The sequence below is a fragment of the Pedobacter gandavensis genome, assembly GCF_014172405.1.
Lineage (GTDB): Bacteria > Bacteroidota > Bacteroidia > Sphingobacteriales > Sphingobacteriaceae > Pedobacter > Pedobacter gandavensis.
Window position 1 is genome coordinate 217,086 of record NZ_WNXC01000005.1, and the last position, 12,324, is coordinate 229,409.

Here is a 12,324-nt window from a genome sequence, read left to right on the forward strand (position 1 = left end):
AAAAATTGATGAATAGAAAGGTAACGCGGTAAAAAATATATCTTTGTAATTCGTATGATGGAAAAGAAAGTAAGAGTAAGATTTGCCCCTAGCCCAACAGGCGGGTTGCATTTGGGTGGTGTACGCACCGCTTTGTTTAATTATTTGTTTGCAAAGAAACACAACGGAACCTTCGTCCTTAGGGTAGAAGACACCGATCAGACACGTTTTGTTGCTGGTGCAGAGGCTTATATTGCTTCCTGCCTGGAATGGTGCGGCATGAAGCCGGATGAGAGCCCTGAGGTTGGTGGCCCATTTGCGCCATACCGCCAGAGCGAACGTAAATCTACTTACAAACAATATGCAGATCAGCTGATTGCTGACGGCTTTGCTTACTACGCTTTCGATACCCCGGAAGAGCTAGATGCTAAACGTAAGGAAATTCCTAATTTCACTTATGGCTTGTCTACTCGTGGCGACATGAGAAACTCGTTAACCTTGGCTGATGAAGAAGTAAACGCACTTTTGGCGGCAAATACGCCTCATGTAGTACGGATAAAAATGCCTGCTGATGAAACCGTTTCTTTTACGGATTTAATCAGAGGTCATGTGAGTTTCGATACCAACTTAGTAGACGATAAGGTATTGTTAAAAGCGGATGGCATGCCGACTTACCATTTAGCTGTAGTGGCAGATGATAAGGCCATGGAAATCAGTCATATTTTTAGAGGTGAAGAGTGGTTACCTTCAGCACCAATTCATGTGCTCCTTTGGAGATACCTGGGCTGGGGTGATGAAATGCCACAATGGGTACATTTACCTTTAATCCTGAAACCTGATGGCAATGGAAAGTTGAGCAAACGTGATGGAGACCGCTTGGGCTTCCCTGTTTATGCGCAAAACTGGACAGATCCTAAAACCGGAGATTTAACTCAGGGATTCAAAGAGCTAGGCTTTATGCCGGAAGCTTTTGTGAATTTGCTGGCGATGTTAGGCTGGAATGACGGTACAGAACAAGAGATTTTCTCTATGGCTGAGCTGGTTGAAAAGTTCTCTATCGAACGCATCAGCAAAGCAGGTGCAAAATTCGACTTTGAAAAGGCAAAGTGGTACAACCACGAATGGATTAAAAATAGTACGGCAGAAACACTGATGCCAACCGTTAAACAAGCTTTTGCTGCGCAAGGAACAGCAATTAATGATGACGTTTATTTAGCAAAAGTAATTGACCTGATTAAAGATCGTTGTAACCTGCTAACGGATTTCGTTCCTCAAAGTGTTTACTTTTTTGTAGCACCAGTTGAATTTGATCTTCCGGCTGTACAACCAAAATGGTCAGCGGAAAAAGCAGCGTTTTTTAATGCTTATGCAGCAGTCATTACTGATGGTTTAACCGCACAGGAATTAGAAGAAAAGTTCAAAGAGCTTGCTTCAACGCATAGTTTCAAACCTGGAGAGCTGATGTTGCCTTTCCGTGTGATGCTGGTAGGTGGTAAATTTGGTCCTGGTGTATTTGACATCGCAGTAGCACTAGGCGCGACAGAAACTATCCAAAGAATACAGACGGCTTTAACTGCCTTCGCATAAAAATAAACTTTTCGTTTAAATTGGTATAACAATTGTCCCTGATTTTTGTAAACCAATTTAAACGGAATTTATATGCAATGGTTCGGTAAAGGAAGTGGGAAGATTGAAGACAGACGAGGGATGAGCGGTGGCGCCATCGGCGGTAGTTTAGGAATCATCGTGGTGATCCTCGGATTGTTCTTCGGACAAGACTTAACAGGGCTGGTGAGTCAGTTGCCTCTCGGCGAAATTACCCAGGGAACCCCTAAAACAGGCGACCCCACAGATAAAGAAGCAAAATTTGTAGATGGGGTGCTTGCATCTACCAATCAGGTTTGGGAAAAGCAATTCCAGGAAATGGGAAAAACCTACGAAGAACCTTATCTAGTCTTATTTACCAATAATGTACAATCCGCTTGCGGAAATGCCAGTGCCGCGGTAGGCCCGTTTTACTGCCCTAGTGACCATAAAGTATACATCGACCTGAGTTTCTATCAGGAATTGCAAAACCGTTTCGGTGCAGGTGGGGATTTTGCCCAAGCCTATGTCATTGCTCATGAAGTAGGACACCACGTTCAAAACCTTTTGGGAATTTCAGAAAAAGTACAACGCGCCAGAGCTCAACTCAGCGAAAAAGAATACAACAAACTTTCCGTAAAACTGGAATTGCAGGCAGATTTTTTTGCCGGATTATGGGCAAATCATGCGCAAGGGTTAAAAGATTTCAGATTAGAGGCAGGCGACCTTGAGGAAGCCATTACCGCTGCCAATGCAATCGGAGACGATAAATTGCAGAAACAGGCACAGGGAGAAGTTGTACCCGACGCCTTCACTCACGGTACCTCAGCCCAAAGAATGTATTGGTTTAAAAAAGGCTTCGATACCGGTGATTTTCGCCAGGGAGACACCTTTAACTCCTCACAGCTTTAAGGCTTCCTGCAAGTTTTTTGATATAAAGCATGTCTAAACATACTTTATTCTTCAAACTTACATAAATTAGCAAAAGACGAATTGCACAATTATGCATTGGCAGCTGAACATTCAGTAGCCTTATTTATTTAATAATGATACTAATTGTAGATGATACCCCCGAGAACCTGATCTCATTAAAAAAGGTTCTGGAGAAACATAATTTTGAAGTAGATACTGCATCATCGGGAGAAGAAGCACTAAAGAAAGTTCTTAAAAATGAATATGTCCTGATTATCCTTGATGTGCAAATGCCCGGAATGGATGGTTTCGAAGTTGCTGAAGCCATTTCAGGCTATAGCAAAGCGAAAGAAACCGCTATTATCTTCTTATCTGCAGCCAATACAGAAACTAAGTTCATTACTAAAGGCTACTCTTCCGGTGGATTGGATTACATCACCAAGCCGGTAGATATGGATATCCTCCTGCTCAAAGTGAAAACTTTCTACCGAATTTATGAGCAAAGTCGCAAACTGATAGAAATTCAAAAGGCTTTATTGGATGAAATTGAGTTTAGAAAACAAGCTGAACGCAAGAAAGATGAATTCATTAGTATCGCCAGTCATGAGTTAAAAACTCCGCTAACCAGTGTTAAAGGATATGTTCAGCTTCTCGATAGAAGCATAGATAAAGGCGATGTGCCTACTTTAAAGAAGCATTTGGCGAAAGCACAAGTGCAACTGGAGAAGTTAAATGAACTCATCACGGACCTCCTCGACATCTCCAAAATTGAAAGCGGTAAACTCAAGTTCAACAAACAACCCTTCCTTATAGATGATTTGCTGAATAGTGTGATCGAGATTATTCACCAATCCAATCCTGAATTTAAACTGTTGAAAACCGGATCTGTTAGCCGGGAAATTTGTGGCGATGAAATGCGCATCGAACAAGTGATCATTAACTTTTTAACCAATGCCATAAAATACGCACCAGGTACCTCTGAGGTGCACATCCATGTCGAAGACCGTGGCCACAATGTGTATGTTGGTGTTAGAGATTTTGGAATTGGTATCGATAAAGACCTGCAAAAAAACGTCTTTGAAAAGTTCTATAGAGTAGAAGAAACGGCCATTCATTTCCAAGGGCTCGGTATTGGCCTCTACATTTCCGCCGAAATAATCAGAAGACATGGCGGTGAAGTTGGGGTGAAAAGTACCCCTGGAGAGGGTTCTGAATTTTATTTTAGTATTCCATTTAATGCTACATCCGAGAAGGATTAACAAGAAATTCTATTTATATGCAAAATAAGCAAAGATCTTTAAGAGGAAAACTACGCATTGGACTAGGGTTATCCTTACTGATTTTATTTATCAGTTCTCTGGCTTCCTATAAAAGCATTACCAGCCTGATTCGCAGTGCAGAATTGGTACACCATAGTAATGAGGTGATTACCGGCCTGGAAGAAATTATTTCTACGCTAAAAGATGCGGAAACCGGACAGCGTGGTTATCTCTTAACCGGTGAAAATATTTTTTTAGATCCATATGATGGCGCAAAAGAACGTGCAGTCACGTTACTTCAAAATGTAGGCTTCCTGACCAGGGACAATCCATTACAACAGAAACAGATTGTTAAATTGGATGAGATCATCACCGAGCGACTGAACATCCTTCAAAAGTCAATTGACGTCAAAAAGAGAGGTGGAAGCGCCACAGTTACTGAACTGCTTAATGGTAAAACCCATATGGATATCGCCCGTGCGGTGATCTCCAGCATGGAAAAGGAAGAAAAGCGACTGCTGGAAGAACGTACAGCAGACATGGATAAGTTATCCAAATTTACGCCCATACTCATTATGGTTGCAGCGTTCCTGGCCATCCTGATTACCATTTTCTTTTACCGTAAAGTCATCTTTGATTTCAATGAACGATTGAAACTGGAAGAGGAACTGAAAAAACAAAACGAAGATACGGAGCGCAGAATTGAAGTGATTCGAGAAATTGCTTCAAAGATCTCTAATGGAGATTACGAAGTAAGAGCGGATGTAGCAGGAGAAGACGGATTGGGGAGCGTTGCCGTATCACTCAATGCCATGGCAGAGTCTTTAAAATATTCTTTCTCGCTACTGGCCGATAAGGAATGGCACCAATCGGGAATTGCCAGCTTAAACGATCAGATGGTGGGTGAGAAGAGTGTGCCTGAATTGGCAAATGACATCCTGGAAAGTATCATCGGGCATACCCATAGCCATGTGGCAGCCTTTTATTTACTGGAAGAGGAATCTCATTTGGAATTGATCGCCGGTTATGCCCTTCTGGAAAGAGAAAAGAAACAAACGTTAAGATTAGGTGAAGGTCTGGCCGGACAAGCCTGGAAATCTGCAAAGCAAATCTTAATCAATGATATTCCTGCGGAAGAGCTGACCATCAGTTATGCTGCCGGAAATACTAAACCGCGCAATGTGGTGGCAGTTCCTGTTTTCCGCCATGAAGAGTTGGTAGGCGTGCTTGAAATAGGCTCTCTAAATATTTTTACGCCTTTACAACTGGAATTTTTAAATACAATCTCCACCAATATTGGCATCGCCATTCATGTGTCTCAGAATCGTAAAAAACTCCAGGAATTCCTGGAAGAAACTCAGGCACAAGCAGAAGAATTACAAGCACAACACAGCGAACTGGAAGGCCTAAATGCGGAACTAGAGGCGCAAACACAGAAAATACAAACCTCAGAAGAGGAATTGAGGGTGCAACAAGAAGAGCTTTTACAAAGTAATCAGGAGCTCGAAGAAAGAACCAGTCTGCTGGAAGAAAAAAATCAACAGATTCAGGAACGCAACCTGGACATTCAGCATAAGGCCGAACAGCTGGAACAAAGTACCAAATACAAATCAGAATTCTTGGCCAATATGTCTCATGAATTGAGAACACCATTGAATTCCATCTTGCTGCTTTCCAAATTAATGTCGGACAATAAAGAGCTGGACGAAGAGTATATTGAATATGCAGAAGTGATCCAGAGCTCCGGACAAGGTTTGTTGGCGCTGATTGATGAAATCCTTGACCTCTCTAAAATTGAGGCCGGAAAGATGAAATTGGAGTTCTCGGAGGTCTCGATGACCGAAGTAGCAACCGATATGCGCGCTTTATTTACGCCTTTAGCTGCAGATAAAAAACTGGAGCTGGAACTGAACATTGAAAATGAACTCCCACTGGTGGAAACGGATAAGATGCGTTTGGAGCAAGTATTGAAAAACCTGCTTTCCAATGCCATTAAGTTTACGAACAATGGTAAAGTGAGCCTGGATATTAAAAAAGATAGCACCGGTAAATTCCTGATGTTTAAAGTGAAGGATACCGGAATCGGAATTCCTGCGAATAAACAAGCCATGATTTTTGAAGCATTTCAACAGGCAGATGGTTCCACCAGACGCAATTTTGGGGGTACCGGACTCGGACTTTCGATAAGTCGCGAGTTGGCGAAATTATTGGGTGGTGAAATTCAATTGAGTAGCCAGGAGCAAGTAGGGAGTGAGTTTACATTGCTATTGCCGATTAAACAGGCCGATGCTATTGTTACCGGTTTCGGAGAGATCGAACCCAGACCAGTCTCTAAACCTTTCTTCGAAGAGGCATTCGTGGAAGCCCCTATTGCGCGTTTCACGGTGCAAAAAATCCCTCAGGAGATTGCAGATGACAGGGATGATATTCTCCCGGGTGATAAAGTCATCCTGATTGTTGAAGATGATACCAATTTTGCGAAAACCCTGTTGCAATTCACCAGGAAAAGAGGGTATAAAGGAATTGTGGCCGTAAGAGGTGATGTGGGCATTGAACTGGCGAACCAGTATAAACCCCTGGCCATCCTGCTGGACATTCAGTTGCCGGTAAAAGACGGTTGGGAGGTAATGGAAGAGTTGAAATCTAATCCGGTAACTAAGCCAATTCCGGTACACATCATGTCTTCTCTGGAAGTGAAAAAAGAAAGCCTGCTCAAAGGTGCCGTTGATTTTATCAATAAACCGGTAGCCCTGGAACACATGAAAGAGATCTTCCAGAAACTGGAAGACGCCTTTAGCCGATCTCCAAAGAAGGTACTCATTGTAGAAGAAAATAAACAACATGCAGAAGCATTAAGCTTTTTCTTAAGCAACTATAACATTCAGACAGAAGTGGTCAACAATGTTGGTGAAAGTATTGGGGCGCTACATAAAAAGGAAGTCGACTGCGTGATTCTGGATATGGGTGTTCCTGATAAAAATGCCTATGAAACCTTGGAAACCATCAAAAAGAGCCAGGGATTAGAAAACCTACCGATCATCATCTTTACTGGTAAAAACCTGTCAAAAGGGGAGGAAATCAGGATAAAACAGTATGCAGACTCTATCGTTGTGAAAACGGCGCATTCTTACCAAAGAATTCTGGATGAAGCAGGTCTGTTTCTTCATCTGGTGGAAGAAAAAGAGATCGAAGGAAAAAATAAAAAACCGGTATCGGAACAACTTGGCGGATTGTATGAAGTACTCAACAATAAGACGGTTTTAATTGCCGATGATGATGTCAGAAATATCTTCTCCCTAACCAAAGCACTGGAACAACATAAAATGAAAGTTTTGGCCGCTACAGATGGAAAAGAAGCGCTACAACTGCTTAAAGAGAACCCGTCGGTAGATGTTGTCCTAATGGACATGATGATGCCGGAAATGGACGGATATGAGAGTACAAGAGAGATTAGAAAGATGCCTGCATACAAACAATTGCCCATCCTGGCTGTTACTGCGAAAGCAATGATGGGCGACCGGGAAAAGTGTATTGCAGCAGGTGCTTCTGATTACATCTCAAAACCGGTTGATATCGATCAACTCATTTCCTTGCTCAGGGTATGGCTTTATGATAAAGTGTAACCAACCTGACAGGTATAAAATGAACGCACAATTGTTTTGATATATGGCAGAAAATAAAATACTAATTGTAGATGACGACAACAGGAATATATTCGCCCTCTCGGCAGTATTGAAATCAAAAGGTTTTCGATGTGTTTCCGCAACAGGGGGAGAAGAAGGACTAGACTTGTTGAAAAAAGAAAAGGGAATCGCTGTCGTCTTAATGGACATGATGATGCCTGGAATGGATGGATATCAGGCCATGGCGCAAATGAGTAATCACCCGGAGCTAAAAGGTATTCCGGTGATTGCCGTTACCGCACAGGCAATGTTGGGCGATAGGGAACGGTGTCTGGATGCAGGTGCTGTTGGCTATGTTTCGAAACCCATCAATGTGGATGAATTAACCGATTTGTTGAAGCTTTATATCTAAAAATTTTGGAACTTTCCGCTGTTAATGATGATCAGATTGAAGTCCTGCTCTCAGATCTTCTGGAGCAATATGGATATGATTTTACCGGCTATTCTAAAGCCTCTCTAAAACGAAGGATCAATAGATTATATAGCCTGGATAAGTCTTTGAGTTTTGCCGAATTCCGGTATAAAGTAAATAATGATCCGATCTATTTTAAGCGGTTTGTAGAACAAATTACCGTAAATGTAACGGAGATGTTCCGTGATCCAGAGTTCTTTAAAACATTGAGAGAAGAGGTCTTGCCTCAACTAGGGACCTATCCTTTTATTCGGATCTGGCTTGCCGGATGCTCCACCGGAGAAGAAGCCTATTCCATCTCCATTGTATTAAAGGAATTGAACTTATTGCATAAATCATTGATTTATGCCACAGACTTAAACCCCACAGTGCTCGAAAAGGCGGCTCAGGGGATGTTTGCTTTAGCTCAAATGAAACAATACTCGGAGAATTATATCGCCGCCGGAGGTAAGCAGGATTTTTCCAGTTACTATAGCGCAAATTATTCCCTTGCTAAATTTGATGATGAGCTGAAAAAGAAAATCATTTTTTCTACGCATAACCTGGTTTCAGACCATTCTTTCAATGAATTTCAGCTGATTCTTTGCCGCAATGTCCTGATCTATTTTGACCGGGATTTACAGAATAAGGTGCTCGAACTTTTTAATGATAGCCTGGATGAACTGGGGTATCTTGCCCTGGGTACTAAAGAAACCATCGAATTTTCGGATATTCACAAACAATATAAACGATTACCTGGAAATAAAATCTGGAGGAAACAACGCTAATGAAAAAGTGTAAAGCATTTATAATCGGTGGCTCAGCGGGGAGCCTGGAAGTCCTGTTAAAGGTCTTGCCAGCTGTCAATCCGGAGCTTTCTTTTCCGATTGTTATTGTAATACATCGCAAGCATGGCGCAGATTCATTGTTGCCCGGACTGCTATCTTCCAGAACAAAGATGCCAGTCAAGGAGGCCGATGAGAAGGAAATGATGGTTCCGGGAACGATTTATATCGCGCCCTCAGACTATCATTTGCTCATTGAAATGGACGGTAGTTTTTCTTTAGACTATTCAGAAAAGGTGAATTATTCCAGGCCAGCAATAGATGTCACCTTCCAAACCGCTGCGGAAGCTTATAGAGAGGGCTTGGTTTGTTTACTCCTTTCCGGCTCTAATTCGGATGGCGTTAAAGGACTGCTGACTGTAAAAAGCTGGGCTGGAACGGTCGCAATCCAGGACCCGGAAACGGCACAGGTAGCTTATATGCCTGACCAGGCAAGAAAAAGTATGGATATAGACCGTATATTACGCATTGATGAAGTGGCAGATTATATAAATTTACTTAGCTAGAAACAACGATAATAATAATGAGGAATTTGAAAAAGGTTTTTGTGTTTGATGATAATGCTGATATCCTGGAATTGTGTACCATCATCCTGGAAGATGCCGGTTATGAGATTAAGACTTCCGCAACTTCGAACCAGATCATCGATCAGGTTTTGGCCTATATGCCAGATATCATCTTTATGGACAATTGGTTACCAGATGTAGGTGGAATTGATGCCACAAGAGAACTGAAAGGAGATGAACGCTTAAAAAATATTCCTGTGATTTACTTTACGGCTAATAACGACGTGAAATCGTTAGCAGAGCAAGCAGGAGCAGATGGTTACCTGTCAAAACCCTTCGATATTCAGGAACTGGAAAATATCATTGAAAGACATTTGAAAAATTAAACAAGCTTTTAATCGAAAAAGGCAGCAACCATGATCTGATCGCTGCCTTTTTTATGATATCATAAATTCTGGTACTAAACGAGCTTATTTTACGCCAAGCACATCAACACCTTGTTCAAATATAATATCGACAGGAATGCCTTTTTGAGTCAGTTTGTCTAAGTCTTTCTGTAACTCCGGACTAATCACGGCATTCTCTTTTTGTACTTTCGCAACGGCTGCTTTATCGCCATTTCCCTGAAGGGTAATGATCAGACTACTCAGCTTATTCATCGCCGTTTCAAACTTCGTAAAATCTACTTTGTAGGTTCCATTCGGATTTCTGACGAAAGCCCCGTTTTCTTTGAAGAAATTGAAACACTGCATATTGGCTTTACCATGTGCACTCGCCGCACCAAATCTTACTGAACGAAGGATTCCAGCCATATAAGTGGTGTAAAAGGTTTTGAGATCACCTTCTAATTCCCCTTTTTTAAGTAAGCCAGTCACCATGTAAAGGCCCAAAACATCAGCTTTACCTTCTTCTAACCAGGAATATTGTTCCTGTAAAGCTTCTTTCACAAAGCCTTTTCCAGTTACTGTTTGTTTGATTCCCAAACCATGAGCAACCTCATGGAACATCACATTGGCAAAGAAAGCGTCAAAATTAATGTATTGTTGCTGATCCTTGTCAATCAGTTCCTTAGCAATTGGAACCAGAATCTTGTCAAACTTGGCTTTCATGGCGTTTTTCAATTGTGAACGTCTTGTGCCTTTTTTCTGCTGGATGATTTCATCATTTGGTAGGTTTACCGCAATGGTTTTTGATCCCGCATTACAATCCCCGGCATAATAAACTACATCGTAAGCATTCAGCTCAGAATCGATTCCAGGTTTTTCTTTCTTATACTTCGCTGCAACTGGTAATCCTTCTTGTAATTGAGGCAACATGGCTACATATTTGGCCAGTCGTTTACTCCATACCTTATCTTTTACCAATACATAAGACTCGTAGGAAGCTCTGGCATTGAATAACTTATCTTCATAATTTTCAATCGGACCAATAATGATGTCCAGATTGTTCGTTTTCATGTCCAACCAGGCATAATCACTCGCCGTGAAATCATCCGAGGTCAAAGCATCCGCACGAAGGTTCAGGTATTTTTTAAATCCGGCGTCTTCTGTTAGCAAGGCCGCTTGTTTTAGCAATGAAGAAGCATTTTGCAATTCAGAAGCGAATAATACATGGTAAGGGATCTCCACAAGTTTTCCAGTACTGTCTTTTTGGATGACAGAATACTGGTTGAATTTATTTTTTAAATCTGATTTTTCCAGCTGTTCTTTAGTCATTCCTGCAGGGTAGAACGTTGCACCCTCAGGTTTTGCCCCGATGCCTGCAATAAATGGTTTATCACCGTTTAAACGATCCCATGGGCCATAATTGATCCATACAAATGCTTTGGTTTTTTCGTCTTTTATGGTACTCAATAAGCTGTCACGTTGAGGATAAGCCTGTTTCCAGAACAATTCATCCATAATCTGTGCAGCCTGAATCAATAAAGGCAAGATCTTACGGTCTGTCGCGGATAAATCGTTCAGGTTAGTACTCAATTTCACCTTTTCATAGATGCCAATGCGTTCGTCTACGTAATGTTGTAGGCTGTCTTCACTAGAGCTGATTTCTTTGGCATGGGTATTGGTATTTCCCTGAGGATTACTACAAGATGAAATCCCTGTAGCGATGGCACATCCGGCAATAATAAGCGTTAATTTGCTTAAGTTCTTCATATGGATACTTGTTTTTTTATCGGTAGCAAAGTTACATCAAATGCGGGTATTTCTGTCACGATCCTGCATTGATCTGAGTATAAGATGACAACTAAATTAGTAAAAAATAGTAATTTTACCACTTCTATACCCTCCACTATGATACAAAGTCTCCAAATTAAAAGCGCAAGCTTATTGATATGCTCCTTATTATTTATGGCATCCTGTTCTTCAAATAAATATGCCGCAACCAATAAAATCTATAAAGAGCAAGCTAAGGGTTTTGCCGAAATCATCCAATCTACACCACCAATAAAACAGGCTAAAGAGACCCTCGATCCAACCATGCAAGAATGGATCGGCTCCGTGAATTTTGGAATGCGCCGCCCGAATTTTGTAATTATACACCATACGGCACAAGATTCGCTAAATCAAACTGTGAAAACATTTCTCAATAAAAAAGCGGAGGTAAGTGCACATTATGTGATCGGAAGAGACGGTAAAGTGCTTCAAATGGTGAATGAATACTTGCGATCTAACCATGCAGGGGTAGGAAAATGGGGTAATGATACCGATTTGAACTCTTCTTCAATTGGGATAGAATTGGATAACAATGGTAAGGAGCTTTTTGCAGATGCACAGATCAGAAGCCTGGTGACACTTTTAGGAGCCTTGAAGAAAAAGTATAACATCCCTGCAGCCAACTTTATTGGCCATTCAGATATCGCACCAAGACGTAAAATAGATCCTTTGAATTTCCCATGGAAGGTTTTAGCAAAAAAAGGATTCGGATTCTGGTATGATGACCTGTTAAAAATGCCGCCAGTAGATTTTAATGCAGAATTGGCATTGAAGGCGATTGGATACAATGTGAGTAATGTCAGTGCGGCGATTGTGGCCTTCAAAATACATTTCGTACAAACGGATATTACTCCGGTTTTGACCCCTGCTGATAAGCTGATTCTTTACAACTTATATACGAAATACCTTTAAGCATAAAAAAACGGCCAGATTAACGAATTTTCGTAGATCT

Annotated in this window: 10 protein-coding genes; 9 read left to right on the forward strand and 1 reads right to left on the reverse strand. The window is 41.4% G+C overall.

From position 1 onward, the window contains the following. Window positions 1-57: 57 nt before the first annotated feature. The 8 genes from gltX to GM920_RS15060 all read left to right on the forward strand — a co-directional run bounded on the left by gltX (window position 58) and on the right by GM920_RS15060 (window position 9,545). Entirely contained in the window at window positions 58-1,566 is a 1,509-nt protein-coding gene (gene gltX, locus GM920_RS15025; protein WP_182959229.1) for a glutamate--tRNA ligase, read from the forward strand. Window positions 1,567-1,638: 72 nt separating this feature from the next. Further along, the gene (gene ypfJ, locus GM920_RS15030) at window positions 1,639-2,475 is read left to right on the forward strand and encodes a KPN_02809 family neutral zinc metallopeptidase (protein WP_182958925.1); all 837 of its coding nucleotides are present in this window, start codon (window positions 1,639-1,641) and stop codon (window positions 2,473-2,475) included. Window positions 2,476-2,609: 134 nt separating this feature from the next. After that, complete coding sequence (locus GM920_RS15035) at window positions 2,610-3,734, forward strand: hybrid sensor histidine kinase/response regulator (RefSeq protein WP_182958927.1); 1,125 nt, start codon at window positions 2,610-2,612, stop codon at window positions 3,732-3,734. A 17-nt stretch (window positions 3,735-3,751) separates the two neighbouring features. After that, window positions 3,752-7,357, forward strand: a complete 3,606-nt coding sequence (locus tag GM920_RS15040; RefSeq protein ID WP_182958929.1) for a response regulator — start codon at window positions 3,752-3,754, stop codon at window positions 7,355-7,357. 43 nt (window positions 7,358-7,400) lie between these two features. After that, on the forward strand, window positions 7,401-7,769 hold the full coding sequence (locus GM920_RS15045) for a response regulator (protein WP_182958931.1): 369 nt from the start codon (window positions 7,401-7,403) through the stop codon (window positions 7,767-7,769). 2 nt (window positions 7,770-7,771) lie between these two features. Then, window positions 7,772-8,596: a CheR family methyltransferase gene (locus GM920_RS15050; RefSeq protein WP_182959231.1), complete on the forward strand. Its 825-nt coding sequence runs from the start codon at window positions 7,772-7,774 to the stop codon at window positions 8,594-8,596. After that, window positions 8,596-9,159, forward strand: coding sequence for a chemotaxis protein CheB (locus GM920_RS15055; RefSeq protein WP_182958933.1), 564 nt, complete (start codon window positions 8,596-8,598; stop codon window positions 9,157-9,159). The genes GM920_RS15050 and GM920_RS15055 overlap by 1 nt, the downstream gene beginning before the upstream one ends. Before the next feature lie 17 nt (window positions 9,160-9,176). Further along, window positions 9,177-9,545, forward strand: coding sequence for a response regulator (locus tag GM920_RS15060; protein ID WP_182958935.1), 369 nt, complete (start codon window positions 9,177-9,179; stop codon window positions 9,543-9,545). An 84-nt stretch (window positions 9,546-9,629) separates the two neighbouring features. Here GM920_RS15060 and GM920_RS15065 read toward each other — a convergent pair whose 3' ends face one another. Then, window positions 9,630-11,312: a dipeptidyl-peptidase 3 family protein gene (locus GM920_RS15065; RefSeq protein WP_182958938.1), complete on the reverse strand. Its 1,683-nt coding sequence runs from the start codon at window positions 11,310-11,312 to the stop codon at window positions 9,630-9,632. Window positions 11,313-11,450: 138 nt separating this feature from the next. On the opposite strand from GM920_RS15065, the gene GM920_RS15070 reads away from it, so the two are divergent. After that, window positions 11,451-12,284 (forward strand): N-acetylmuramoyl-L-alanine amidase, encoded by an 834-nt coding sequence (locus GM920_RS15070; RefSeq protein ID WP_202986125.1) that lies wholly within the window; start codon window positions 11,451-11,453, stop codon window positions 12,282-12,284. The last annotated feature ends 40 nt before the right edge of the window (window positions 12,285-12,324 follow it).

Bases quoted from the DNA above. Each gene is read 5' to 3' on its own strand.
- gltX (WP_182959229.1), top strand. From the start codon at position 58: ATGGAAAAGAAAGTAAGAGTAAGATTTGCCCCTAGCCCAACAGGCGGG.
- ypfJ (WP_182958925.1), top strand. From the start codon at position 1,639: ATGCAATGGTTCGGTAAAGGAAGTGGGAAGATTGAAGACAGACGAGGG.
- GM920_RS15035 (WP_182958927.1), top strand. From the start codon at position 2,610: ATGATACTAATTGTAGATGATACCCCCGAGAACCTGATCTCATTAAAA.
- GM920_RS15040 (WP_182958929.1), top strand. From the start codon at position 3,752: ATGCAAAATAAGCAAAGATCTTTAAGAGGAAAACTACGCATTGGACTA.
- GM920_RS15045 (WP_182958931.1), top strand. From the start codon at position 7,401: ATGGCAGAAAATAAAATACTAATTGTAGATGACGACAACAGGAATATA.
- GM920_RS15055 (WP_182958933.1), top strand. From the start codon at position 8,596: ATGAAAAAGTGTAAAGCATTTATAATCGGTGGCTCAGCGGGGAGCCTG.
- GM920_RS15060 (WP_182958935.1), top strand. From the start codon at position 9,177: ATGAGGAATTTGAAAAAGGTTTTTGTGTTTGATGATAATGCTGATATC.
- GM920_RS15065 (WP_182958938.1), bottom strand. From the start codon at position 11,312: ATGAAGAACTTAAGCAAATTAACGCTTATTATTGCCGGATGTGCCATC.
- GM920_RS15070 (WP_202986125.1), top strand. From the start codon at position 11,451: ATGATACAAAGTCTCCAAATTAAAAGCGCAAGCTTATTGATATGCTCC.